General features: G+C 63.0%; 25 protein-coding genes, 1 other RNA gene, 2 pseudogenes and 1 riboswitch. Of the genes and pseudogenes, 17 read left to right on the top strand and 11 right to left on the bottom strand.

Annotation, left to right across the window (positions count from 1 at the left end):
* The first annotated feature begins 51 nt into the window (after window positions 1-51).
* From ACPJW8_RS12475 to ACPJW8_RS12465, 3 genes and pseudogenes are all read left to right on the top strand, one after another.
* Window positions 52-714 carry a M15 family metallopeptidase gene (locus tag ACPJW8_RS12475; protein WP_330187676.1) on the top strand — a complete coding sequence of 221 codons (663 nt, stop codon included), beginning with the start codon at window positions 52-54 and terminating at the stop codon, window positions 712-714.
* A 45-nt stretch (window positions 715-759) separates the two neighbouring features.
* A pseudogene (gene rfbB, locus ACPJW8_RS12470) lies at window positions 760-1,760 on the top strand (dTDP-glucose 4,6-dehydratase).
* Between the two features lie 4 nt (window positions 1,761-1,764).
* Window positions 1,765-3,174, top strand: a complete 1,410-nt coding sequence (locus ACPJW8_RS12465) for a bifunctional dTDP-4-dehydrorhamnose 3,5-epimerase family protein/NAD(P)-dependent oxidoreductase (RefSeq protein WP_330187678.1) — start codon at window positions 1,765-1,767, stop codon at window positions 3,172-3,174.
* A 49-nt stretch (window positions 3,175-3,223) separates the two neighbouring features.
* On the opposite strand, the gene ACPJW8_RS12460 is transcribed toward ACPJW8_RS12465, so the two are convergent.
* Window positions 3,224-3,955 (bottom strand): hypothetical protein, encoded by a 732-nt coding sequence (locus ACPJW8_RS12460; RefSeq protein ID WP_330187679.1) that lies wholly within the window; start codon window positions 3,953-3,955, stop codon window positions 3,224-3,226.
* Between the two features lie 169 nt (window positions 3,956-4,124).
* Here ACPJW8_RS12460 and ACPJW8_RS12455 point away from each other — a divergent pair, with 169 nt between their 5' ends.
* From ACPJW8_RS12455 to ACPJW8_RS12390, 14 genes and pseudogenes are all read left to right on the top strand, one after another.
* Complete coding sequence (locus ACPJW8_RS12455) at window positions 4,125-5,348, top strand: CpaF family protein (RefSeq protein ID WP_330187680.1); 1,224 nt, start codon at window positions 4,125-4,127, stop codon at window positions 5,346-5,348.
* Window positions 5,348-6,202 (top strand): type II secretion system F family protein, encoded by an 855-nt coding sequence (locus ACPJW8_RS12450; protein ID WP_330187681.1) that lies wholly within the window; start codon window positions 5,348-5,350, stop codon window positions 6,200-6,202. Before ACPJW8_RS12455 ends, ACPJW8_RS12450 begins: the two co-directional genes overlap by 1 nt.
* Complete coding sequence (locus ACPJW8_RS12445) at window positions 6,199-7,140, top strand: type II secretion system F family protein (protein WP_330187682.1); 942 nt, start codon at window positions 6,199-6,201, stop codon at window positions 7,138-7,140. Before ACPJW8_RS12450 ends, ACPJW8_RS12445 begins: the two co-directional genes overlap by 4 nt.
* Before the next feature lie 60 nt (window positions 7,141-7,200).
* Entirely contained in the window at window positions 7,201-7,443 is a 243-nt protein-coding gene (locus ACPJW8_RS12440; protein WP_330187683.1) for a hypothetical protein, read from the top strand.
* A gap of 84 nt (window positions 7,444-7,527) precedes the next feature.
* Window positions 7,528-7,860 carry a TadE/TadG family type IV pilus assembly protein gene (locus ACPJW8_RS12435; RefSeq protein ID WP_425256478.1) on the top strand — a complete coding sequence of 111 codons (333 nt, stop codon included), beginning with the start codon at window positions 7,528-7,530 and terminating at the stop codon, window positions 7,858-7,860.
* Window positions 7,841-8,344, top strand: a complete 504-nt coding sequence (locus tag ACPJW8_RS12430; protein WP_330187685.1) for a hypothetical protein — start codon at window positions 7,841-7,843, stop codon at window positions 8,342-8,344. Before ACPJW8_RS12435 ends, ACPJW8_RS12430 begins: the two co-directional genes overlap by 20 nt.
* Before the next feature lie 2 nt (window positions 8,345-8,346).
* Window positions 8,347-8,814 carry a pilus assembly protein TadG-related protein gene (locus ACPJW8_RS12425; RefSeq protein WP_330187686.1) on the top strand — a complete coding sequence of 156 codons (468 nt, stop codon included), beginning with the start codon at window positions 8,347-8,349 and terminating at the stop codon, window positions 8,812-8,814.
* Between the two features lie 44 nt (window positions 8,815-8,858).
* Complete coding sequence (gene prfB / locus ACPJW8_RS12420) at window positions 8,859-9,974, top strand: peptide chain release factor 2 (protein ID WP_330187687.1); 1,116 nt, start codon at window positions 8,859-8,861, stop codon at window positions 9,972-9,974.
* Between the two features lie 175 nt (window positions 9,975-10,149).
* Complete coding sequence (gene ftsE, locus ACPJW8_RS12415; protein ID WP_330187688.1) at window positions 10,150-10,914, top strand: cell division ATP-binding protein FtsE; 765 nt, start codon at window positions 10,150-10,152, stop codon at window positions 10,912-10,914.
* Window positions 10,911-11,825 (top strand): permease-like cell division protein FtsX, encoded by a 915-nt coding sequence (gene ftsX / locus ACPJW8_RS12410; RefSeq protein ID WP_330187689.1) that lies wholly within the window; start codon window positions 10,911-10,913, stop codon window positions 11,823-11,825. The genes ftsE and ftsX overlap by 4 nt, the downstream gene beginning before the upstream one ends.
* Before the next feature lie 27 nt (window positions 11,826-11,852).
* Window positions 11,853-13,244 carry a peptidoglycan DD-metalloendopeptidase family protein gene (locus tag ACPJW8_RS12405; RefSeq protein WP_330187690.1) on the top strand — a complete coding sequence of 464 codons (1,392 nt, stop codon included), beginning with the start codon at window positions 11,853-11,855 and terminating at the stop codon, window positions 13,242-13,244.
* Window positions 13,245-13,327: 83 nt separating this feature from the next.
* Window positions 13,328-13,798, top strand: coding sequence for an SsrA-binding protein SmpB (gene smpB / locus ACPJW8_RS12400; RefSeq protein ID WP_330187691.1), 471 nt, complete (start codon window positions 13,328-13,330; stop codon window positions 13,796-13,798).
* 144 nt (window positions 13,799-13,942) lie between these two features.
* Window positions 13,943-14,311: a transfer-messenger RNA gene (gene ssrA / locus ACPJW8_RS12395) on the top strand.
* Between the two features lie 141 nt (window positions 14,312-14,452).
* Window positions 14,453-14,928: pseudogene (locus ACPJW8_RS12390) on the top strand (SRPBCC family protein).
* A gap of 3 nt (window positions 14,929-14,931) precedes the next feature.
* On the opposite strand, the gene ACPJW8_RS12385 reads toward ACPJW8_RS12390, so the two are convergent.
* The 10 genes from ACPJW8_RS12385 to ACPJW8_RS12340 form a co-directional block, all read right to left on the bottom strand.
* Entirely contained in the window at window positions 14,932-15,300 is a 369-nt protein-coding gene (locus tag ACPJW8_RS12385; protein WP_330187692.1) for a hypothetical protein, read from the bottom strand.
* Window positions 15,301-15,373: 73 nt separating this feature from the next.
* Complete coding sequence (locus ACPJW8_RS12380) at window positions 15,374-15,790, bottom strand: fluoride efflux transporter FluC (RefSeq protein WP_330187693.1); 417 nt, start codon at window positions 15,788-15,790, stop codon at window positions 15,374-15,376.
* Window positions 15,787-16,218, bottom strand: coding sequence for a CrcB family protein (locus tag ACPJW8_RS12375; protein WP_330187694.1), 432 nt, complete (start codon window positions 16,216-16,218; stop codon window positions 15,787-15,789). The genes ACPJW8_RS12380 and ACPJW8_RS12375 overlap by 4 nt, the downstream gene beginning before the upstream one ends.
* Window positions 16,215-16,931, bottom strand: a complete 717-nt coding sequence (locus ACPJW8_RS12370) for a metal-dependent transcriptional regulator (RefSeq protein WP_330187695.1) — start codon at window positions 16,929-16,931, stop codon at window positions 16,215-16,217. Before ACPJW8_RS12370 ends, ACPJW8_RS12375 begins: the two co-directional genes overlap by 4 nt.
* Before the next feature lie 31 nt (window positions 16,932-16,962).
* Window positions 16,963-17,721, bottom strand: coding sequence for a class I SAM-dependent methyltransferase (locus tag ACPJW8_RS12365; RefSeq protein WP_330187696.1), 759 nt, complete (start codon window positions 17,719-17,721; stop codon window positions 16,963-16,965).
* A gap of 54 nt (window positions 17,722-17,775) precedes the next feature.
* On the bottom strand, window positions 17,776-19,152 hold the full coding sequence (locus ACPJW8_RS12360; protein ID WP_330187697.1) for an aminotransferase class V-fold PLP-dependent enzyme: 1,377 nt from the start codon (window positions 19,150-19,152) through the stop codon (window positions 17,776-17,778).
* A 34-nt stretch (window positions 19,153-19,186) separates the two neighbouring features.
* A riboswitch (SAM riboswitch) is annotated at window positions 19,187-19,300 on the bottom strand.
* 94 nt (window positions 19,301-19,394) lie between these two features.
* Window positions 19,395-20,207 (bottom strand): histidinol-phosphatase, encoded by an 813-nt coding sequence (hisN, locus tag ACPJW8_RS12355; protein ID WP_330187698.1) that lies wholly within the window; start codon window positions 20,205-20,207, stop codon window positions 19,395-19,397.
* A gap of 56 nt (window positions 20,208-20,263) precedes the next feature.
* Window positions 20,264-21,376, bottom strand: a complete 1,113-nt coding sequence (gene rsgA, locus ACPJW8_RS12350; protein WP_330187699.1) for a ribosome small subunit-dependent GTPase A — start codon at window positions 21,374-21,376, stop codon at window positions 20,264-20,266.
* Window positions 21,366-22,772, bottom strand: coding sequence for a 3-phosphoshikimate 1-carboxyvinyltransferase (gene aroA / locus ACPJW8_RS12345; RefSeq protein WP_330187700.1), 1,407 nt, complete (start codon window positions 22,770-22,772; stop codon window positions 21,366-21,368). The genes rsgA and aroA overlap by 11 nt, the downstream gene beginning before the upstream one ends.
* Before the next feature lie 6 nt (window positions 22,773-22,778).
* Window positions 22,779-23,327, bottom strand: coding sequence for a DoxX family protein (locus ACPJW8_RS12340; protein ID WP_330187701.1), 549 nt, complete (start codon window positions 23,325-23,327; stop codon window positions 22,779-22,781).
* Window positions 23,328-23,477 lie beyond the last annotated feature (150 nt).

Here is a 23,477-nt window from a genome sequence, read left to right as displayed (position 1 = left end):
GATTATGTATGGGGGCTCCTCGGCTGGGAGAACGGACGGCTGGGCTACCCGGTGAGCGAAGAGACGTGCGTGGCCGACGGCAGTTGCAGCCAGGCCTTCCAGGGCGGTTCGCTGATCTGGCGGCCCTGGTCGGGCGTGGAGGTCCGGTACTCACAATCCGGAGACATCCAGGAAGTAATCAACAAACGGAACCCGCTCTCGCCGCTTGATTATGCTCCGACGGATCTTGTGAATGTCGGCGGGCAATATCTCCGGTACGAAGCTGCGTTGGCGATGTGGTCTTTCCTTGACGCAGCGCGTGCCCAGGGAACAGGGATCACCGTGGTAAGCGGATTCCGCAGTTACGCAACCCAGTCCTCTGTCTACAACAATTACGTTGCCGCCTATGGGCAAGCCACCGCGGATACTATTTCCGCCCGGCCCGGTTACTCGGAGCACCAATCAGGCCTGGCCATGGACATCGGCAACCCCAATGGGGCGTGTGGCCTTCAGAGCTGTTTTGCGGGAACCCCGGCAGGGTCCTTTGCGGCCAACCGGGCGCACGAGTTCGGATTCATCATCCGCTACCCGGCAGGCATGGATGGCTGGACTGGTTATACCTATGAGCCCTGGCACCTTCGCTTCGTTGGGCGCAGTGTTGCCATGGACATGAAAAATCGGGGCGTGGCAACCCTCGAACAGTATTTTGGCTATCCTCCTGCACCGTCCTATTGAGCCTTTGGAATCGAGGCCCACCGGAGAACCGGTAACCTTGGACGCATGCTGCGTCTCCTCGTTACCGGCGGTGCCGGATTCATCGGTTCGAATTTTGTCCACTACCTGATCGGCCAGACAGACCATAGCGTTACGGTGCTGGACAAGCTGACCTATGCAGGAAACCAGGCGTCCCTCCATGGCCTGCCGGAGTCAAGGTTTTCGCTGGTCAAAGGTGATATCTGTGACGCTGCCCTGGTGGATGCCCTCGTTGCTGAATGCGACGTGGTGGTTCATTACGCGGCGGAATCCCACAACGATAATTCCTTGCACGATCCACGCCCGTTCCTGGACACGAACATTATCGGCACCTACACATTGATCGAAGCGGCACGGAAGCACAACAAGCGTTTCCACCACATTTCGACGGACGAGGTGTACGGCGACCTGGAACTGGATGACCCGGAGCGGTTCACTGAGCAGACGCCCTATAACCCCTCCAGCCCGTACTCTTCGACGAAGGCCGGTTCCGACCTCCTGGTCCGTGCATGGGTGCGCTCCTTTGGGCTGCAGGCCACCATCAGCAATTGCTCGAACAACTATGGGCCGTACCAGCACGTGGAGAAGTTCATTCCGCGGCAGATTACCAATGTCATTGACGGGATCCGGCCAAAGCTTTACGGCAAGGGCGAGAACGTCCGGGACTGGATCCATGCAAACGATCATTCGTCTGCTGTTCTGGCCATTATCGACAAGGGCCGGATTGGTGAGACCTACCTCATCGGTGCTGACGGCGAGAAGAACAACAAGGAAGTTGTGGAGCTGATCCTGGAGCACATGGGCCAGTCCCGCGACGCGTACGACCATGTGGTGGACCGGCCAGGCCATGACCTGCGGTATGCAATCGATTCCACCAAGCTTCGCGATGAGCTGGGGTGGGTACCGCAGTTCTCGAACTTCGATGCGGCGGCATCGAGGACACAATCGCCTGGTACCGGGACAACGAGGATTGGTGGCGGCCGCAGAAGGCCGTCACCGAGGCAAAGTACAAGGAACAGGGCCAATAAGGAAATGACTATCGATTTCTCCAAGCCGTTGGCTGCCCGCGAAACACCAATTCCCGGGGTTATCTTGTTTGACCTTCCGGTCCACGGAGATAACCGGGGCTGGTTCAAGGAGAACTGGCAGCGGGAGAAGATGCTGGCCATGGGGCTGCCGGACTTCAAGCCGGTTCAGAACAACATCTCCTTTAATGAAAAAGCAGGCACTACGCGCGGCATCCACGCCGAGCCATGGGATAAGTTCATCTCTGTCGCGACCGGAAGCATCTTCGGGGCCTGGGTTGACCTGCGGGAAGGCCCGTCCTTCGGTGCGGTGTTCACGGCGGTAATGGATGCCAGCCAGGCAATTTTCGTTCCCAGGGGTGTGGGCAACGCCTTCCAGACCCTGGAGGACAACACCGCTTATACGTATCTGGTTAATGATCATTGGTCCGCCGGGGCGCAAGGCCAGTACACCTTCCTGAACCTGGCGGATGAGACAGCTGCGATTGCATGGCCCATCCCCTTGGAGGACGCAGAACTGTCTGACAAGGACAAGGCGCACCCGAGGCTTGCGGACGTGGCACCCATGCCGGGAAAGAAAACCCTCGTGCTCGGCGCGAACGGCCAGCTCGGTAAGGCGCTCCGGGAAGCGTACGACGGCGACCCGTCAGTCGATTTCGCATCGAGGGAAACGTTCGATCTCACCTCGCGGGACGCCGGTGCAGACGTGAACTGGAAGAACTACTCCACCATCATCAACGCGGCGGCCTACACGGCCGTCGATGCCGCAGAAACCCTCGAAGGTCGCCAAATGGCCTGGAACGTCAACGTCACGGCGGTCGCGCGTGTCGCGCGCATCGCCGTCGACAATGACCTGACGCTCGTCCACGTCTCCTCCGACTACGTCTTCGATGGCTCGGCCGAAAGCCACGACGAGGACGAGGCGTTCAGCCCGCTCGGTGTCTACGGCCAGACGAAGGCTGCAGGCGACGCCATCATCAGCGTGGTTCCCAAGCACTACATCGTCCGCACAAGCTGGGTCATCGGCGACGGCAACAACTTCGTCCGCACCATGGCATCACTTGCCGGACGCGGCATCGCACCCTCCGTCGTCAACGACCAGGTAGGCCGGCTCAGCTTTACGGAAGACATCGCAGCAGCCATCCGCCATCTCCTCGACACCAAGGCGGCGTATGGCACCTACAACGTCAGCAACGACGGCGAGCCCCAGACCTGGGCAGACATCGCCGCAGACGTTTATGAGCTGGCCGGAGCTTCCCGGGACCAGGTCACGGGCGTCAGCACCGAGGAATACTTCAAAGGCAAGGACGCCGCGCCCCGTCCATTGAACAGCGCATTGGATCTCTCCAAGATCAAAGCCGCGGGATTCAGCCCTGCACCGGCGGCTCAGCGCCTACGCGAGTACTTGGCTATTTGATGGGTGTGCTGGCCGCCTTGGTCCGGCCAAGGCGGCCAGCACCCCGGCCCTAGAAACGCTGGGACCAGATCCGCCCATTGGACCAGTAGATAATGCCGTCTTCGAAGCGCTGGGCGCGAGTGGTGGCGTCAGCTGAATATTCGTCTGTCATAGGACGCCCCATGTAGAAGTAGCCTCCGCTGTTTTCGTACTTCCAACGGATGGCTCCCTGAATGAGACGGGTCCCGTACTGGGGCGTGTAGTAGAAGGTTCCGCCTTGAAAGGCCTGGACTGCTCCCCCCGGGTACCAAGTCCTTTCATCTTCCACCGGATAGCCGGCTACTCCGGTCTGGCCGCCCTTATTCCACCACGCCTGGCGCACGCCGGCTCCGATGTAGTGAAGGCCGATTTGCGGCGTGTAATACATCGTGCCATTAGTGAAATGTTGGGCGATGGCTCCGTTACCCAGTGATTCCTCGTCGCGAATCGGCCATCCTGAATCATGGCCGGAATACCACTTACCGTTGATGGCACCCCACAGGGGATGAGCCCCACCAATCGGTGACCAGAAAATGCGGCCATACTGGAAGTGCTGCTCGACTCCGCCGGTGGTATTGATTTCATTTGTTATGGGAAAGCCCAGCTGCGATGACGGACCTCCAATGGAGTAGTACTTTGCTCCGATCGCGCCCGTTACTTCCGGGGAGTAGGCAGAGGCTGCGGTACCTTGGCCGAGAAGGACCAGCACTCCGGCTGTCAGCCCGGCTACTGTGTTCCTGAATTTCCACATTTCATCCCCCAAGTTGTTATTGTCGGAATGCTTCCCGTCGCCTACATCGTAGGCCAGTTCCAGCAGCGATTACCGCGTGTTATCCACAACCTGCCTCCACGTGACTTTGCCGTAGCCGACTGCGTCCCTATGCTGTTGCCCAGTGGTTGCCTTGCTGGGAGGCGCCGGTATTGGGGAAAACATGGACGCGGTACGCATTGTTGAGGACGAAGTCCGCGAGCTCATCCGGCGTCGTGGGCTGGATCCGTCCCGGCAGCACGGCGAAGTGCGGCGGCTCGTCGAAGACGCGGTCCATGACTATGACGAGCGGGCATTGCTGGGTCCGCTGCCTCCGCTGGGCCCCCTGGAGGCGGCACGTCGCCTGGTTTTCGATTCGGTTGCAGGCTACGGCCCCCTGCAGCCGCTCCTGGACGATCCCAGCATCGAGGAAATCTGGATTAACGCCCCGCATGAGATTTTTGTGGCCCGCAACGGTGAATCCGAGCTGACCTCGCTGAACCTGACTGACCAGCAGGTTCGTGACCTGGTGGAACGGATGCTGAAAAGCTCAGGCCGTCGGCTCGATATGTCCTCGCCTTTTGTGGATGCGGCGCTTCCGGACGGTTCCAGGCTCCACGTCGTCATTCCTGACGTGACCCGCAAGCACTGGGCAGTGAATATCAGGAAGTTTGTGGTCAAGGCCAGCAGGCTGGAGCATCTAGTCGAATTGGGGACGCTGACTCCGCAGTCCGCACGGTTCCTGGGCGCCGCTGTCGCCAGTGGGCTGAACATCCTGGTTTCCGGTGCCACTCAGGCCGGCAAGACCACAATGCTCAACTGTCTGGCTGCGGGTATCGGCAGCCGGGAGCGGGTTATTACCGTCGAGGAAATCTTCGAACTGCAATTCCCCCTCCGGGACGTGGTGGGTTTGCAGTGCCGCCAGCCCAACCTTGAAGGTGAGGGCGAAATCCCGCTGCGGCGGCTGGTCAAGGAGGCCCTCCGGATGCGCCCCGACCGCCTGGTGGTGGGAGAGGTCCGGGAGGCAGAAAGCCTTGACATGCTGATTGCACTTAACAGCGGCTTGCCCGGAATGTGCACCGTCCACGCAAACTCAGCCCATGACGCCGTTACCAAGATCTGCACCCTGCCGCTGCTGGCCGGTGAAAATATTTCCAGCGCATTCGTGGTGCCCACCGTGGCTTCCTGCATCGACCTCGTGGTGCATTGCAGCCGTACGGCAAGCGGCAAACGGCGGGTCACCGAAATCCTTTCCCTGGGCCGGAGGGTGGAAAACGGCATCATTGAATCGTCCATGGTGTTCGCTATGGAGGACGGGCAACTTGTCCCGAAGCCCAACTCGATGCCGTCGTCGGAAAAATTCGCCCGTGCCGGCTACGAAGTAGCCGCCCTGCTGGAACGCCGCTGATGGCTCCGCTTCTGGGCATTCTTGCTGGTGCCGGATTTTTCCTGATCTGGTGGTCGTTTTGGGAGAGTCCTGCCAGAGTTGAGCGGGCGCCCCGGCGCAGCCGCATCCAGGACCTGTTGCTTTCGGCCGGAATCGAACGGGTCAGTCCTGCCGGCCTGATCGCCTCCTGCCTTGGTCTTGGGGTCTTTGTAACCCTCGTTTTCTTCGCGTTCAGCCGTTCCCTGCCGATTTCGGCGTGCTTCGGACTGTTCGGAGGTTACCTTCCCATCGCCATCGTCCGCTGGCGTGCACGGAAGCGCGCCGCCGTCCTTCGGGAGTTATGGCCCGACGTCGTTGATCACCTTCGTTCCGCCATCCGTGCAGGATTGGCGCTTCCGGAAGCCCTGATCCAGCTGGGAGACAACGGACCCGAGGAGCTTCGCCACGTATTCCGCGACTTCGGTGCGGACTACCGTTCCGGCGGGCGCTTCGACGTCGCCCTGGACGCACTGAAGCAACGGCTGGCAGACCCTGTGGCGGACCGCATCGTCGAAGCCCTTCGCCTGACGCGGGAAGTGGGCGGGTCGGACCTCGGCAAGTTGCTGGGCATGCTCAGTGAATTCCTGCGGGAGAGTTCCCGGACCCGCAGCGAGCTCGAGGCCCGCCAGTCGTGGACCATCAATGCCGCGCGCCTGGCAGTGGCCGCGCCATGGATTGTTATGGTCCTGCTCGCCACCAGGCCTGAAGCCGTAGCCGCCTACAACTCAGCCCTGGGAGCGGCCGTCCTGCTGGGCGGGCTGGCCGTTTCCATCGTCTGCTACATGGTGATGCTGCGTATAGGGGCCCTGCCTGAAGAAGAAAGAGTCCTGCGATGACCGGCACGACGGCAGCGGCTTTGGCCTGCGGAGTTGTCCTCGGCATCGGACTCTGGCTGATCATGGCGAGGCTGCCATTCATGCGTCCTATCACCCTGGTCGAGCGTATCGAGCCGCAGCTCAAGTCACAGAACCTGGAGTCCCGCCTGCTGAGGACCGGTACTCAAAACATCACGCCCTTCGGCCCTCTGGAACGCATCGTCCGTCCGCTGGTCAGGGATGGTGTGGCGGCTCTGGCGAAGTTCAACCCGGGTTCCAAGGCGCTAACGCGACGCCTCGCCCAGGCCGGCATCAGCAAGTCGACGTTCGATTTCCGGGCCGAACAGCTCCTTTGGGGCGTCGCAGGGTTTGTCGTTGCCTTGTTGCTGGTCATACTCGGCGCCGTCGCGGGTCGGTTCAGCCTCCTCCTGGCAGTGACTGTGGTCCTCGCCGGTGGACTCGGAGGGTTCCTGGGCCGGGACTACTGGCTCGGCGTCCAGGTGCGCCGGCGTGAGCAGCGGATGATGGCCGAGTTCCCCAGCCTTGCCGAACTGATGGCCCTTGCCGTTGGTGCAGGAGAGAGCGCCGCCGGGGCGATGGAACGGGTGTGCCGCAGCGCCCATGGAGAGCTTTCCAAGGAGTTCGCCAAGGTCCTCGCGGAAACTCGTGCCGGCAAACCTTTGGTGGAAGCACTGCAGGACTTTTCGTCCAGAACCGACCTGGGGCCACTGATCCGGTTTGTTGACGGCATTGTGGTGGCAGTCGAACGAGGTACACCGCTGGCCGATGTACTTCGGGCGCAGGCACAGGACGTCCGGGACATCGCCAAGCGCGAGCTCATGGAATCCGCCGGCAAAAAGGAGATCGGCATGATGGTTCCGCTGGTCTTCGGTGTCCTGCCGCTGACAGTCATTTTTGCCGTCTTCCCGGGCATTGCCGCAATCAGTGTGGGCCTGTGAACCGGCGACCATGAACCTTTTACCTGTCCTGAACACCTATCAAGCAGAAGGAAACACCCCATGAAAATAGGAATCGGCCTGATGGCTTTGGTCCTGGCGTCACAGGAGGCATCTTCCGCCGCTGCTGCGGGCTTTGTCCGGCGCATGCATGCTGCAAGGGCTGACCACCCGGAGCGTGGAGACGTCCCCGGCTGGGTCATGATCACACTGATGTCTGCCGTCCTGGTCGCAGGCCTGCTGGCAATTGCCGGCCCGGCGCTGGAGACCATGTTCAATGACGCCATGGGCAAGATCGGCAAATAGGACATGAGGCACGACGCCGGTGCGGCGCCTTGTGTGCCCGCCGGCACTGGCGGTGAACGTGGGTCCGCCGTGGTGGACTTTGTTATGGTTGGCAGCCTCCTCACGGTTTTCTTCGTCGCCATCATCCAGCTGACGCTGATCCTGCACATCCGCAACACCTTGATCGACGCCGCGTCGTCCGGAGCGCGCTACGGCACCCTCGCTGACCGGACGGCCAGCGACGCTGAAGAGCGGGCAGCCATGTTGATAAGTTCAGCCTTGACGCCGGATTTTGCGCAGGACATATCCACTGCTGAAGTGACGTACGAGGGCTTCCGTACCCTCGAAGTCACCGTCCGTGCGCCGCTTCCCGTGATTGGCTTCATCGGCCCGCAGGACATGCTGGAGGTGAAGGGGCATGCTGCCATCCAGCCCTAAGGCACTGTCACTGTTCCGGCGGCTTCGCCATGCAGCGGGAGCCCGAACGCATGTTAACGGCGGGTCGAGCGATGACGGGGAACGGGGGAGTGCCGTCGTCGAATTTACGTTCCTGGCATTGTTGCTGATGGTCCCGCTGGTTTACTTCATCATCACAGTAGGCCAGATCCAGGGCGGCACCTTTGCCGTGGTTGGTGCAGCAGACCAGGCGGCGAAAGTCTTCGTGGCCCACGGCGATCCTTCGACGGCGGCGGCTGCGGCCGAACAGGCGGCCATACTCACGCTCTCCGACTATGGCCATGACGCCGCCCATGCCCAGGTGGTGGCGAGCTGCGCGCCGGGGGATTGCAGCGCGGCAGGATCGGCCGTGACAGTCAACGTGAAACTTGCCATCGACCTGCCCTTCCTTCCGTTCGGCGAACTGGGTATCCATGCGACCGAGGTGGACGCTTCGGCCACCCAGCTGATCGGAAGGTTCCGTTGAAAATGCCAGGACCCGGCAGGGAACAGTCCGCACAGGAGCCCCGGGAAGATGGCCAGATTATGGTCATGATCATCGGCTACGTGACGCTCGCCCTGCTGGTGGCAACAGTGGTCATGGGCATTTCCAGCGTGTACATCGAACACAAACGGCTGCTGTCCATGGCCGACGGCGCCTCGCTGGCTGCGGCCGACAGCTACACCCTGGGGCAACTCGACGCAGCCGCGGGGACGCCCGCCGCGGTCCTCCACAGCGACAGGGTCAGGAGCGTCGCGGCCGATTACCTGGCCAGGACACCTTCATCACAGCGTTTTGACAGGCTCGCAGTCGTGGACACCACCGGAAGCCCCGACGGCTCAACCGCCGTGGTGGTCCTGGCCGCCGCCGTCCACCCGCCCGTCATCAACTTCCTGGTGCCTGACGGAATTATGATCGAGGCAACGTCCACGGCCCGCGCCAGGCTCCAGCAATAGGCCCGTCAGGGCACCGGGCCGCGATGGCGTAGGCTTAAACGACCATGGCCAATATTGATTTTTCCGCAGAAATCCGCGCCCTCCGCGCCACCTACACCTCGATTGAGAACGTCACCAACGTCGAGGCCCTGAAGGAAGATATCGCTGAACTCAGCGAACGCGCGGGGGAACCGGACCTCTGGGATGACCCCGCAGCGGCGCAGGTCATCACCTCGCGGTTGTCCCATCGCCAGTCGGAACTGGAGCGGCTGACCACGCTGGCGTCGCGGATCGACGATCTTGAAGTGCTGGTGGAACTGGGCCAGGACGAAGGTGACGAGGACTCCATGGGGGAGGCCGCCGTCGAGCTGGAATCCATCCGCAAGGCGTTGAAGGACCTGGAAGTGGTCACCCTCCTTTCCGGCGAATTCGATGAGCGCGAGGCCGTGGTTTCCATCAGGGCCGGCGCCGGCGGCGTTGATGCCGCGGATTTTGCCGAGATGCTGATGCGCATGTACCTGCGCTGGGCAGAACGCCATGGCTACCCCACCACAGTCATGGACACCTCGTACGCCGAAGAAGCCGGGTTGAAGTCGGCAACCTTCGAAGTCAAGGCTCCCTACGCCTACGGAACACTCAGCGTTGAGGCCGGCACCCACCGGCTGGTGAGGATCAGCCCCTTCGATAACCAGGGCCGCCGGCAGACCTCCTTTGCCGCGGTTGAAGTGATCCCGTTGATTGAGCAGACGGATCACATCGACATCCCGGACAACGAGATCCGTGTTGACGTTTTCCGTTCCTCGGGCCCCGGCGGCCAGTCGGTCAACACCACGGACTCCGCAGTCCGTTTGACCCACATCCCCACCGGCACCGTGGTGTCCATGCAGAACGAAAAATCCCAGCTGCAGAACCGTGCGGCTGCCATGCGGGTCCTCCAGTCTAGGCTCCTGGTGCTTAAGAAAGAGCAGGAAGACGCGCAGAAGAAGGCCCTGGCCGGTGACGTCAAAGCGTCCTGGGGAGACCAGATGCGCTCCTACGTCCTGAACCCGTACCAGATGGTCAAGGACCTCCGCACGGAACACGAGGTGGGGAACACCTCAGCAGTGTTCGACGGCGAGATCGACGACTTCATCGACGCCGGCATCCGCTGGCGTACTGACAACCGTAACGCCGCCGAATAGACGGATTGGGCCTACCCGGTAGGCACAATCCGCGACACGCGGCCAGTTACGGGGGCGCCGCAGGGATCTGCTGCGTATAGTCAAGGTGCCGGAGCCCTACTTCCCCCCAAACGAAAGCCCGCGCACCGGTTGCAGGTCTGGGCTGTTTCAGCATGCCTGCAGGGTCTATAGGGCCATGATCCGATTCGAAAATGTCACCAAGGTGTACGACCAGAAAGCGCGCCCCGCGCTGGACTCTGTCACCCTTGAAATCGACCGCGGCGAATTCGCCTTCCTCGTGGGCGCGTCCGGTTCAGGCAAGTCCACCTTCCTGCGCCTGGTCCTCAAAGAGGACCGCGCTTCCTCCGGTGCCGTGTACGTGGCGGGCCAGAACGTCGCGAAGATTTCCTCGTGGCGCGTGCCGCGGCTGCGACGCGGAATCGGCGTCGTATTCCAGGACTTCCGCCTGCTGCCGCAGAAGAATGTTTTCGCCAACGTGGCCTTCGCCATGCAGGTGATCGGGAAAAGCCGCAGCGTCATCCGTGACACCGTTCCCGAAGTCCTGAAGACCGTGGGCCTGGAGGGCAAGGAACACCGGATGCCCCATGAACTTTCCGGCGGCGAGCAGCAGCGCGTTGCCATTGCCCGCGCGATCGTCAACCGGCCCGGAATCCTGCTCGCGGACGAGCCCACAGGAAACCTGGATCCCACTACGTCGCTGGGCATCATGAAGGTCCTGGACAAGATCAACCAGAACGGCACAACCGTGGTGATGGCCACCCACGATGACGACATCGTCAATGAAATGCGTAAACGCGTGGTGGAGCTGAAGAACGGGCAGGTCATCCGTGACGAGGCCCGTGCGCTCTACACGTCCATGATTCCGGTGGTCGCCCAACCGGCCACCAGCCAGCCAGCCCCGGCACAGTCAACCGCCCAGGCAGGGGAGGTCCGGGCATGAGGCTCGCATTCATCCTCGGCGAGATCGGCAGCGGCCTCCGCCGCAACGTCTCCATGGTCGTCTCGGTCATCCTGGTCACCTTCGTCTCCCTCACCTTCGTGGGCGCCGCAGGCATGCTGCAGCTGCAGATCAACCAGATGAAGGGCTACTGGTACGACAAAGTCCAGGTTGCCATTTTCCTTTGCAGTGACGGTTCGACGGCGGCCGGTTGCGCCACGGGGCCTGTCACCGAAGAGCAACGCGCCAACCTGCAGACGCTGCTGGAATCGCCGGCCGTAAGCCAGTACGTCAACGATTTCGCGTTCGAGTCCCAGGAAGATGCCTACAAGCACTTCAAGGAGCAGTTCTCCAACTCGCCGATTGTTGATTCCGTGACGCCTGACCAGCTCCCGTCGTCTTTCCGGATCAATATGCAGGATCCGGAAAAGTACCAGATCATCAGCGAGACCTTCTCCTCCCAGCCGGGCGTTGAAACGGTCATTGACCAGCGCCAGCTCCTCGAGCGGCTCTTCTCCGCCATGAACGCGGCGTCCCTGGTGGCCGTGATCATCGCCGGTGTGATGATCGTCTGCGCCATCCTCCTGATTGCCACCACTATCCGCCTGTCAGCCTTCAGCCGCCGACGCGAAACCGGCATCATGCGCCTGGTGGGCGCGTCGAAGACGGTGATCCAGTTGCCGTTTATCCTCGAGGGCGTTATCGCGGCGGTGATTGGAGCGGCCCTTGCGTCGGTCACCCTTTGGGCAGTCGCGCACTTCTTCCTGGGCGAATTCCTGGCCAAGCAGTATCCGGATACCGCTTTTATTTCACCGGCCCAGACGCTGATCCTGACTCCTGCCCTCTTGATCCTGGGAGCCGGTTTGGCCGGAATCTCCTCCCTGCTGACTCTTCGCAAGTACCTGAGGGTGTAGCCTGTGCGCACCAGTGAAGGAATTTTCATGAACCCGAATCCCCAGAAAGCGTCACGTCTGCGCAAAACGCGGCGCGGCACGGCGATCACCAGCGGCTTGCTCTCACTGCTGCTGGCGGCCAGCCTGGGGGCGTCGGCGCCCATGGCCTTTGCTGACGAGCTCGATGACAAGCAGGCGGCCCTCGAAGCCGAAGCCGCCCGCGTTCAGCAGTCTCTTGAATTCGTGGACGCCAACATTGCCAAAGCAGCCGGCGAGCTGGCGCTGTACCAGGGCCAGCTTCCCGGGGCGCAGCAGGCGCTCCTGGAAGCCCAAGGTCGTGTGGCTTCGGCGGTCAAGGAGTCAGAAGCGCTGGCCGCACGGGTCGATCTTGCGCAGCAGAACCTTGCGAAGATTGCCAGCCAAATGGAATCCGACAACCAGAAAATCGCGGAAACCAAAAAGCTGATCGGCCAGATCGCCACCCAGGCGTATAAGTCCGGCGGCGTTCCGTCCAACCTCACCCTGTTCTTTGGGTCCGAAAACGGCAGCAGCCTTACGGACACCATCGACCTCGCGGACCAGGCCATGCGCAGCCAGAACGCCGCGATGGAGAAACTGACGCAGCAAAGCGCCACCAACGTTAATTCCCAGGCACGCCTGGAAGCGGTTGAGGCAGAAATCAAAGACCTCAAGGCAAAGGCGGACGAGGCGCTGGCCAGGGAGAAAGCGGCCCGGGATGAGGCGGCAGCCCACAAGGCCCACGTTGACCAGCTCATTGCGGATACTACGCGGTTGAACGCCGAGCTGCAGGCTGCCAAGCCGGTGATCCAGAGTCAGCTGGCTGCTGTCGAGGCAAGCCAGAACGCCGTGGCGGCTGAAATCGCCGAGCGTGACCGCAAGCTGCGCGAAGCCTGGGAAGCAGAGCAGCGCCGGATCGCCGAAGCCGCGGCTGCTGCGGCCCGGGCGCAGGGCCAGGCTGTCCAGCCTTATGTCCCCGTACAGGGATCGCCGTCCGCGTTTGGGCTTCGGCATCCGTTTGCCAGCAACGTGCCGATTACTTCCGGCTTTGGCTGGCGCGCCACCCCGCCTGGAACCATCGACTTCTACGGCACGGGTGGGTACATGCACACGGGCATCGACTTCGGTGCGCCCTGTGGCACTCCGGTGTATGCGGCAGCGGCCGGGGAAGTGTTTTCCTCCGGTTGGAGTTCGGCCGATGGCGGCGGCTGGCGCGTCAAGCTTTCCCATGGCGTGACACAGGGCAACTCACTGACCACCATCTACTATCACAACGCCAGCATTGTGGTTTCCAATGGCCAGCAGGTCTCCCAGGGACAGCTCATCGCCTACTCGGGAAGCACTGGCAACTCCACGGGCTGCCACGCGCACTTTGAAACCTGGCTGAACGGCGCGGCTGCTGACCCCATGCGGCTGCTTTAGGCCAGCGCTTCGGCTGCCGTAGACTTGTATGATCCTTCGCCGCCTGGCGAAAGTGAACCAATTCCGGATTGAGGAGTTTGACCGTGCCTAAAGAAAGTGGCCGGAAAGTTGTGGCCACCAACCGCAAGGCCCGGCACGACTACCACGTGATGGATACTTATGAGGCAGGCATTGCCTTGATGGGTACCGAGGTGAAGTCGCTCCGCGAAGGGCACGCCTCCATGGTGGATGGCTTCTGCACGTTCTACAACGATGAGTTGTGGATGGAGGGCATCCATATCCCTGAGTACAACCAGGGCAGCTGGACCAACCACGCTGCGCGCCGCCGTCGTAAGCTTCTGCTCCACCGGGATGAACTGACCAAGATTTCCCACAAGATCCGCGAATCCGGCTTCACGATCGTTCCACTCCAGCTGTATTTCGTTGATGGCAGGGCGAAGGTTGAGATCGGCGTCGCCCGCGGTAAGAAGGACTACGACAAGCGCCAGACCCTGCGTGAGCAGCAGGACAAGCGTGAAGCCTTGCGTGTTATGCGTGAACGGAACCGGCGCTAGGGATTGAATTCGGCAGCCGGAATGAATTCCGGAGGCCATGCGTTACACTGGATAGTCCGGATGGGATCTGGAGCCTGGTCCAAGGTTCAGGCAAAGATCTCCAACGGAGAAGGCTTGGCAACAAGCCATTTGGTAACAAAATACGGGGATGATCGGTTTCGACGATGTTAGTCGCGACAGGTGAAGCGGGCCGAGGATGCAGAATTATCTCGTAAACGCTGTCTGCAAAACAATAAGTGCCGAATCTAAGCGCACTGACTTCGCTCTCGCTGCCTAAGCAGTAAGACAGTCCGTCAGCCCGGGGTTGCTATCGCCCCGGATCCTGGCGTCATTTAGATAGCCACTGCTGTTTACCCTCGTCATCGGGGTGAACGGGACTTTTAGGTGACTGGGCCCGGATCAGCCAGCTGTTTGCAGCATGGCTGGGGCCGAGAAAATCCGACGCAAACTGCGCCCGGAGAAGCCCTGACAACACGACATCGGACGGGGGTTCAATTCCCCCCATCTCCACAGGCAGCCCCTGGATCCCAGTGATCCAGGGGCTTTCTTTGTCTCTAAGGCCTTTCAGGGTCTGCCTGCCAGTGGCAGGCTCTGGACACTCATAGCAAGTAGGCTTAGTGTTTTTCGGGGGAACTCAATGACAGGGAGAAGCAAATGCAAACCGTTGAAGAGACAGTCGAAGTCGCTGTCCGGTTCGTACGGCCTACAACCAGTGGACCCAGTTCGAATCGTTCCCGGAGTTTATGTCCGGCGTCGAATCAGTCACCCAGCTAACGGACACCACCAACCACTGGAAAGCAAAAATCGCAGGAGTTGAGCGGGAGTTCGATACCGAAATCGTTGACCAGGAACCCGATGACAGGATCGCGTGGCGCAGTGTTGACGGCAGATCCCATGCCGGCATCGTACGGTTCAAGCCGCTGGACGCACAGCACACCGAGGTCAAGGTCCATTTCGAATGGGCCCCGGAAACGTTCGCCGAAAAGGCAGGCGCGGCCCTGAACATCGATGAAATGCAGGTCAAAGCGGACATGCGGAAGTTCAAGGAATTCATCGAGTCCCGTGGCACCGAAACAGGCGCCTGGCGTGGTGAAGTGGAGGACCGCGGGCCCACCGGGGACGCCCTGTAAGGGCTAGGCTGGCACTTCGACGTCGACGATACCTACAAAGCGGCTACCCACGCCGTCGAATTCACTCCGCACAAAACCGGGCTGCAGGGCAGGAAGGTCCCGCGGTGAGTGGTGTTCGCAGATGACGTAGGTGAACTCCGGCCACCACTTCTTGGGACGCGCAGCTTCAGCGTATCCGCAGACAGTGCACGTCAAATGGACCCACACCGGCCGCTTGCCCGTCCGGTTGGCGCGTGACTGGACCAGCCAGGCCGGTGGATTATTGAATAGTTCATCCAGTTCCTCGCGGCTCACCCGCGACGGAACGCCGTGGCGCTGCGCCATTTCAAGGGGGATATCGAGGGCAATTGCCGCGTCACGTCTGCTGATCATCACCATCAACCATACGGGAGTCCGCCCTGCCTGCCGGCCATATGCGTCCGGATGGGCCAGGATTAGGCAGGTTTTAACCCACCAGTGCCATACCGGCTGCTGCGGCGGACAGTCCAAGGACCAGGTTTGCCACAACATTCATTGCCGCAGCGGCATACCTGGCCTCACTGAACAGCCTGACGGTGGCGGTGGTCCAGGAACTGAACGTTGTCAGTCCGCCGGCCAGTCCCGCCGCCAGCCCGGTCTGCCATTGTCCGGGCGGGATGCCTGCAGTGGCGCCGAGCGCCATCCCGATCATGGCACAGCCTGCAACGTTCACGAGCAGAGTGGCCCAAGGCCAGTGCCGGTGGACGGTGGTGGACCGGCCCTGCGGCAGGTTGCGGGGGACTGGAACGGGGCCGGGCGTGTGGTGGGCAAACCAGGTATCGACGCCGAAGCGCAGCAGCGCGCCCAGCATGCCGAAGGCACCTACCAGGAGTGCGGCGGTCACGGTGTGCCCCGGCTCTGCAGGGTGCTGCCGCCGGGCATGGCGTGACCGGCCCGCCAGCCGGCAGCAGCAGCCCCGAGGCCCAAGACAAGGGACAACGCAAGATACCCAACAAACGGAAGGTAGGCTCCACTGCGCGCCAGGGAGTCCAACGAGTAGGCCACCGCAGAGAAGGTGGTGAAGGAACCAAGGAGTCCTGGACCCAGTCCCGCCCGCAGCCAGAAAGCGGTGCCCGGCCGGGCCATCCATACGGTGGTCAGGAAGGCCAGGACGAAGCTGCCCACAACATTGATGCCGAGGGTGGTCCAGGGGATCGCGCCGGAGTGTTCGGGAAACATCAGCCCCAGGCCGTAGCGAAGCTCCGTACCGCAGATTCCGCCTATGGCCACGGCGAGCCATGCCCGCCAGGAAGGCCAGCGGCCAGGTGTCACCCGGAGGTCCCCACCAGGCAACCCTGGTGGGGTGCGTCGCTGTAGACCCACAAGGCGGAGGCCACCTCTTCGGCGAGGTCGAATTCGCGCTGGCCGGTGCCGTTGCCTATCCGGACCATCAGCGCACCACCGAACGGCTTGCGCCCCACGACCTCGACGTCCGAATCAAGGTCAATGTGTTCGGCCGCCAAATAGCGGAGCAGCTCGGGATTGTCGTCACTGATGCGGGTAATCCGGCCGGTGTGGCCGGCGTCGAGTTCGTTCATCAGGTACGCCTTGGGCATTCTGACCAGGCCGTCCGCTCCCGGGATGGGATCGCCATGCGGGTCCCGATCCGGGTTGCCCAGTTTTGCCGCCATCCGCTCGATGAAGGTGTCGGACACGGCATGTTCCAGGAGTTCGGCCTCGTCATGGACCTCATCCCAGCTGTAGCCGAGTTCGCGCACGAGGTAGGTCTCGATCAACCGGTGACGGCGCACCATGGACAATGCGAGCCGGAGACCTTCGGGAGTGAGCGTGATGGCGCCGTACGGCTGATGGTCCACCAGGCCCTGGTCCTTCAGCTTCCGGACCATTTCCGAGACGGATGAGTTGGCCACGCCCAGGCGCTGGGCCAGCTGCGAGGACGTGATGGGCTTGTCCTGCCATTCGGTAAACGAATAGATAACCTTGACGTAGTCCTCGATGGACGATGACGGCGCGGTGCTCTTCACGGGATCAAGCCTACTCTTCCAGGGGCCTGCATCAGGGCCTCGTGGCCAGCCAGGCCTGGGTGACGTAGGGGAGACCAAGTTGTTCGGTGTCCCCGTGGCCCAGGTGTTCATGCAGGTACCATTCCAGGTTGGCCAGGACCTTGGTGCGTGTCTGCTCTTGTGCGGACAGGTAGTAACTGCGTGACTTGGTGAGTTCCACGATGTCATGGGTCGTCACGGCATCCTCCCAGCGGAACTGCCGTCCTTCAAGTTTCCGGAATTCGGGGCCTACAGCCGGCCGGAAGTCCGGCTTGAGAACATCTCCGGCGTGCATAATGCGCGATAACCGGTGAACCCACGGGACAGTGGTGTCCAGCTGGTTCCAGATCAGCGCCAGCGTTCCGCCGGGCCGCAGGATCCGGGCTGCCTCGCTGCTGGCGGCCACCGGATCCACCCAGTGCCATGCCTGGGCGGCACTGACGACGTCGAACGCGGAGTCGGGCAGTCCGGTCACCTCGGCAGAGCCAAGGCAGGCCGTTGCGGCCGGGCAGGACAGGTGCAACTGGGCGAGCATGTCCGCTGACGGGTCTACTGCGGTGACCTGCAGGCCGCGCTCCAGCAGGAGGGCTGTGAACTTACCCGTGCCCGCTCCAAGATCGGCAACGTCATGGGCCCCGGCCGGAAGAAGCCAGTCAACGGCCGCGGCCGGGTAGCCGGGTCTGACGCGGTGGTAGTGCTCGCCGCCGTCCTGGAAACTGCGGCTCATTTCCCGGCGCCGGCCGTGCTCCAGCTTGGGTCCGCCGCGTGCCACCGGCCGCCTCCTATTGTTCCCGCGTAAAACCTGTCCTAACGAATTTACCGCAGGTCAGTCCACGGAGCAGGGCGCTGCGCCAGCTGTTCCAGGGGTGTTGGGCGCCCAGTGCGGGTAGATGCGGGTGTCATTGGCCGGCACCCAACGGCCGGAATCCACCACATAGTCCCAGCCCAGCCCGGTCCGGCGGAGTGCGTCGATGCCGGCCAGCAGGCGTTCAGCATCCTCAAGCCGGGAACCAAGGCCGAAGCTGGCCCGGAGTGAGCCGGACGGCAGGCCCAGCCGCTTAAGCAGGGGATGGGCGCAGAACCGGCCATCGCGCAGTCCCACTCCGTGTTCAGCGGAAAGGTAGGCCGCCACCAGGCCGGCGTCATAGCCCTCCACGGAGAAGTTCACCACGCCAACGGTGTCGGTGGAGTCCTCGAAGATGTGGTGCACGGTGACGCCGTCGATGGCAGTGAGCCCTTCCACCAGGTGTTCCCTGATGGCTGCCTCGTGTCCGCTCACCAGCGTGGCATCGATGGCGGCCAGCACCTGGGTGGCCCGGGCGAGCGTGGCTGCACCCAGGACGTTGGGGGAGCCGCCTTCATGGCGCGCGGGGCCGGTGGTCCAGCTGACTCCATCAATCCGGGCTTCCCTGACGGCACCGCCGCCCGCGAGGTGCGGTGTGCCGGCGTCGAGCCAGTCCGGGCGTCCGACCAGGACGCCGGCGCCGAACGGGGCGTAGAGCTTGTGGCCGGAGAAGGCGAGGTAGTCGACGTCGGACGCGGCTATGTTGATGCGGCGGTGCGGTGCCAGTTGCGCAGCATCCACAACAATCCGGGCGCCATGTTCGTGGGCCAGGGCCGCAAGGTCGTCGATGGGCAGGATCTCGCCGGTAACGTTCGATGCGCCGGTGACAGCCAGCAGGCTGACATCGCCCTGTGCCAGTTCCCTGCGGAGCACCTCAACAGTGCCGGCGATCGTTTGCTCAGCCACCACACTGCGGTGCGGCACGCCCTGCCAGGGAAGGAGGTTGGCGTGGTGCTCGATGTCCAGGTACAGGACTTCGCCCGCGTGGCGTCCGTCCACAACGGGGAGGCAGCCGGCCAGCAGGTTCAGGGAATCGGTGGTGTTACGGGTGAAGATCACTGAATCGTCGGGGCGTCCGCCCACGAAGTCCCTGACGATGTTACGGGCGTTCTCATACACCGACGTGCTGATCTGGGAGGCATACCCGGCTCCGCGGTGGACGCTGGCGTAGTACGGCAGGATCTCGTTCAGGTAGGCGGAGACCACCGAGAGGGCCGGTGCCGAAGCCCCGTAATCAAGGTTGGCGTAGCGCACATGCCCGCCGGAGATGAGCGGGGCCTGGATCTCGGCGCCAGTGACCGCAGCCAACGGACGGGCGGCCAGGGAGTTGCTCAGGGGAGAAAAAGTGACAGCAGTCATGGGACCTCACAAATACAGGACGCCCATTGCAGGGAATCCGCGCTTGCCGCATCCACTCCGGACCGGCCTGGTCGTCACCCGGGGCACCCCACCGCGAATGGAGGGTTGCCGGCCAGCAAACCGGGGTTTAGCGCTGGCACTCGTGACCTGTTAGAAGACTAGAACAATGGCCGGCCGGGTAAAAACCCCGACCGGCCGCGAACTGCTTTATTACTGCATTTGTTACGGAAAGCTACGCGGTCTCAGAGGAGATCGTCGACGTCCGGGTTGAGCCGCTTGAGTACTTCGGAGTGGAGGATCGAGTTCGTCGCCAGGGCATTGCCGCCAAACGGACCGTCCTCGCCTTCCAGGGACGTAAACCTGCCTCCGGCCTCAACCACGATGGGCACCAGGGCGGCCATGTCGTACAGGTTGAGTTCGGGTTCACAGGCAATGTCGACGGCACCTTCAGCCACCATGCAGTAGGACCAGAAATCCCCGAAGGCGCGCGTGCGCCAGACGTCCTCCGTCAGTGCAAGGAACTCATTGAGGTTGCCGCGTTCCTTCCAGCCGCCCAGGCTGGAATAGGAAAGTGAAGCATCTGACAACGCGGACACGTTGGAAACCCTGAGCCTGGTGGCAGCAGCCAGGGACCGGCCCATGTAGGCCCCGGCGCCCTTGGCGGCCCACCAGCGCTTGCCCAGCGCCGGGGCGCTGACGACGCCAACCACCGGTTCGCCTTCATCAACGAGGGCAATCAGCGTGGCCCACACGGGAACACCCCGGACAAAGTTCTTCGTGCCGTCGATGGGATCGATGATCCAACGCCGGGAACCGTGACCGCTGCTGCCGAATTCCTCGCCCAGTACGGCGTCGCGCGGACGGGAGCGGGAAAGCTGTCCCCGGATGGCTTCCTCAGCCGCTTTGTCCGCGTCGGTCACGGGCGTCAGGTCAGGCTTGGTCTCGACCTTCAGGTCCAGGGCCTTGAACCTGCTCATCGTCTGGTCATCGACCGAATCGGCCAGTACGTGGGCAAGGCGCAGGTCATCGTTGTAGCTCGAAGAGGGTTGGATCATGGTTACAAGCTACCGCCAAAGTGGTGTGGAACCCGGGAGATCGGCCGCCAACGGTCTCAGCTGATGCTGCCGAGCTCCTTGGACTCCTGGCCTTCCAGGCGCGGGTCCACGCCCAACAGGCGGCGCAGCGAGGCGAGCCTGGCAGGTCCTGAAGGCCCCGCGCTGCCCGCTGCAACATACGCATCCAGGCCACAGTCAGGGGTGTCCTTGTGCTTGCAGCCGCGGCCGCAACCTTCGGTGCCCGGTTCCAGGTCCGGAAAGGCCCTCAGGATGCGGTCCGGGTCCACGTGCGCCAGTCCGAAGGACCTGATGCCGGGGGTGTCGATGATCCAGCTGCCGGCCGGGGAATCCGTGAGTTTCAGGGCAAGCGCCGATGAGGACGTATGCCGTCCACGGCCGGTCACTGCGTTTACGCCACCCGTGGCACGTTCCGCACCGGTGAGTGCGTTGACCATGGTCGATTTTCCGACGCCGGAATGCCCCAGCATCACGGTGACCTTGCCATCCAGGTGTGCCCGCAGTTCAGCGACCGCCTGTTTGTCCAGCTTGGCCGAGAGTCCGTCGTCGGACCGGGCATCAATGCCTGACACGCCGCTGTCTGCCGTGCGGCTGATGATCACCGGGAAGTCGAGGTGTTCGTAATTGGAAAGCAGCTCGGCCGGATCCTTGACGTCGGCCTTGGTGACCAGCAGGAGCGGCTCGATGCCGGCGTCGTAGGCGGCAACCAGGGCCCGGTCGATGAAGCCTGTCCGCGGTTCGGGGTTGGCCGCGGCCACAACCACTACCAGTTGGTCGGCGTTGGCGACAACGGCGCGTTCAATCGGATCGGTGTCGTCCGCGCTGCGGCGCAGCAGGGTGTTCCGGTCCTGGATCCGGACCAGGCGGGCCAGGGTGTCCGGTGCTCCGGAGACATCTCCGACCAGGGAGACGAAGTCTCCCGCCACCACCGGGGATCGGCGGAGTTCGCGGGCCCGGGCCGCAATGACAACGCGTTCATCAGGTGAAGCCTCGTCCACTACGGCCGTGTAGCGGCCGCGGTCCACGGTGATGATTCTGCCCGTTACGGCGTCGTCGTGGCTGGGCCGGTCCTTGGTGCGGGGCCGGGAGCCCTTTTTACTGGGACGGATCCTGACGTCGGATTCGTCCCAGGAATCAGTCCTACGGGGCACTGGCAGGGCCTCCCGGCCGCTGGCCTGCGGTCTGTGCGGCCGCGGGGTCCTCTGCCCTCCGTGAGGACTGTCCCAGCATGTCGGCCCAAAGTTCCGGGAAGTCCGGCATGGTCTTGGCGGTGGTGCCGATGTCCTGGACCTCCACGCCTTCTACTGCCAGCCCCAGGATGGCGCCCGCGGTGGCCATCCTGTGGTCCGCGTAGCTTTGGACCACGCCCGCATGCAGGGGTGCCGGGGAAATGACGAGCCCGTCGCTGGTTTCCTCGGCCCGGCCGCCCAGCCGGTTGATCTCGGTGACCAGCGCCTTCAGCCTGTCCGTTTCGTGGCCACGGAGGTGGGCAATGCCGCTGAGCCGGGAAGGCGTGGTTGCAAGGGCACACAGCGCAGCGACCGTGGGGGCGAGTTCACTGGTTTCGTCGAACGTGCCGCCCTTGATTTCGGGGCCGCCTGTGACGGTGAGGATGCCGTCCCTATAGGTAACTTCCGCGCCCATGGCGGTGAGGATGCCCCGCCACATGTCGCCCACCTGCGTGGTGTGTTCCGGCCAGTCCGGGATCCGGACCGTGCCGCCGGTGGCCAGTGCGGCCGCCAGGAACGGCCCGGCGTTGGACAGATCCTGTTCGATCCGCTGGTCGAAGGCCCGGATGGGGCCGGGTGCAACCACCCAGTGGTTGGGCACGGAATCATCCACTGTGACGCCCACGCTGCGCAGGGCAGCCACAGTCATGGTGATGTGGTCCAGGCTGGGCACCGGCTTCCCCACGTGCTCCAGGTGCAGGCCTTCCGTAAAGCGCGCTCCCACCAGCAGCAGGGCCGAGACGAACTGCGACGACGCGCTCGCGTCAATCACCAGGTGACCGCCGCGGACCTCGCCGTTGCCCTCCACAACAAACGGCAACGACGACGGCGTCCCACCATCGGGTGCCGCAACAGCAACACCCAGCGCGGACAGTGCCTCGATGATGGTTCCCATGGGACGCTCACGGGCGTGCGGATCGCCGTCGAACATGGTTGACCCATGCCGCAGGGCGGCAAGCGGCGGAACAAACCTCATCACCGTGCCGGCCAGCCCGCAATCGATCGTGGAGGCAGCCGCGGGGGCAGAGGAACTGATGGGCGTGATTTCCAGGTCAGGCCCGAAGGCGCCGTCCCCGGGAACTTCGGTGACTGTGGCGCCGAGCTGGCGCAGGGCCTGGACCATAAGGGCCGAGTCGCGTGAGTGCAGGGGAGCCCGCAGCCGGGAGGGTCCGTCAGCGAGGGCCGCCAGGACCAGGAAGCGGTTGGTCAGCGACTTGGAGCCGGGAATACGGACCGTGGCGTTCACCGGGTTGCTGGCGTACGGAGCAGGCCAGTGGTCCTGGAGGGTGGTGCCTGAAGTTGGGGCAGTGCCGGACATGCGGTGTTATGCCCCCGCGACCTGGTCAACTGCGCGGCGGACGGCCTTGTCTGCCTTGTGCCACTGCTTCCCTGTGGTTTTCCTGACGTCCGAGCTCAAGTGGCCCGCCGCCTTCTTCGCATCGGCAGCGAGGTGCTCGGCGCGCCAGGCAAGGCTCGGCTTGCCGGCGGTATCCACGGCTGCCAGCAGGACGCCACCACTCAGTGAGACGTTCTTGAGCAGTTGCCGGCGCCGGGCATCACGTCCCTCCTTGTTGCTGATGTCCGCGCTGCGCCACTCCACATAGGTGTTGAGCGCTGAGACCAGGACCAGGATGCCGGCGGACAGGCGTGAGAACTTGCCCAGGCCAAACAGCACACCGGCTCCGACCTGGGTGCCGCCGATGACGCGGGCCAACGTTTTGTCGCTGGTGGCGAACGGCAGGGACTGGGACGCACGGCGCAGGATGGGGGACAGCTGCTGGGCGGTGTCGTCAGCGTTCTTGAGCTTATCCATGCCGGCTACCACGAAGCTTGACGCGAGCATTGGCCGGGCGAGAAAACGGACTACGGACATGAAGTTCCTCCTGGCTGAACGAACCGCATCGATCGCGGCGGAATCCTTTCTAGTCTTGCACTTTTGGGGAATATTTGCCCGCCGCACAGGGTTGTGGTCATCGGAGCCGGGAACCAGATCCCGGCCGTGAACCGGACCATGGAGCGGAGT

The sequence above is a fragment of the Pseudarthrobacter sp. J47 genome, assembly GCF_049810315.1.
In the GTDB taxonomy this organism is placed as follows: domain Bacteria; phylum Actinomycetota; class Actinomycetes; order Actinomycetales; family Micrococcaceae; genus Arthrobacter.
This window is presented reverse-complemented; position numbering and strand designations above follow the sequence as displayed.

Excerpts from the sequence above, each read along its gene's own strand:
- ACPJW8_RS12465 (WP_330187678.1), top strand. The coding sequence starts at position 1,765 with ATGACTATCGATTTCTCCAAGCCGTTGGCTGCCCGCGAAACACCAATT.
- ACPJW8_RS12455 (WP_330187680.1), top strand. The coding sequence starts at position 4,125 with ATGGACGCGGTACGCATTGTTGAGGACGAAGTCCGCGAGCTCATCCGG.
- ACPJW8_RS12450 (WP_330187681.1), top strand. The coding sequence starts at position 5,348 with ATGGCTCCGCTTCTGGGCATTCTTGCTGGTGCCGGATTTTTCCTGATC.
- ACPJW8_RS12445 (WP_330187682.1), top strand. The coding sequence starts at position 6,199 with ATGACCGGCACGACGGCAGCGGCTTTGGCCTGCGGAGTTGTCCTCGGC.
- ACPJW8_RS12440 (WP_330187683.1), top strand. The coding sequence starts at position 7,201 with ATGAAAATAGGAATCGGCCTGATGGCTTTGGTCCTGGCGTCACAGGAG.
- ACPJW8_RS12435 (WP_425256478.1), top strand. The coding sequence starts at position 7,528 with ATGGTTGGCAGCCTCCTCACGGTTTTCTTCGTCGCCATCATCCAGCTG.
- ACPJW8_RS12430 (WP_330187685.1), top strand. The coding sequence starts at position 7,841 with ATGCTGCCATCCAGCCCTAAGGCACTGTCACTGTTCCGGCGGCTTCGC.
- ACPJW8_RS12425 (WP_330187686.1), top strand. The coding sequence starts at position 8,347 with ATGCCAGGACCCGGCAGGGAACAGTCCGCACAGGAGCCCCGGGAAGAT.
- prfB (WP_330187687.1), top strand. The coding sequence starts at position 8,859 with ATGGCCAATATTGATTTTTCCGCAGAAATCCGCGCCCTCCGCGCCACC.
- ftsE (WP_330187688.1), top strand. The coding sequence starts at position 10,150 with ATGATCCGATTCGAAAATGTCACCAAGGTGTACGACCAGAAAGCGCGC.
- ftsX (WP_330187689.1), top strand. The coding sequence starts at position 10,911 with ATGAGGCTCGCATTCATCCTCGGCGAGATCGGCAGCGGCCTCCGCCGC.
- ACPJW8_RS12405 (WP_330187690.1), top strand. The coding sequence starts at position 11,853 with ATGAACCCGAATCCCCAGAAAGCGTCACGTCTGCGCAAAACGCGGCGC.
- ACPJW8_RS12385 (WP_330187692.1), bottom strand. The coding sequence starts at position 15,300 with ATGATCAGCAGACGTGACGCGGCAATTGCCCTCGATATCCCCCTTGAA.
- ACPJW8_RS12360 (WP_330187697.1), bottom strand. The coding sequence starts at position 19,152 with ATGACTGCTGTCACTTTTTCTCCCCTGAGCAACTCCCTGGCCGCCCGT.
- hisN (WP_330187698.1), bottom strand. The coding sequence starts at position 20,207 with ATGATCCAACCCTCTTCGAGCTACAACGATGACCTGCGCCTTGCCCAC.
- aroA (WP_330187700.1), bottom strand. The coding sequence starts at position 22,772 with ATGTCCGGCACTGCCCCAACTTCAGGCACCACCCTCCAGGACCACTGG.
- ACPJW8_RS12340 (WP_330187701.1), bottom strand. The coding sequence starts at position 23,327 with ATGTCCGTAGTCCGTTTTCTCGCCCGGCCAATGCTCGCGTCAAGCTTC.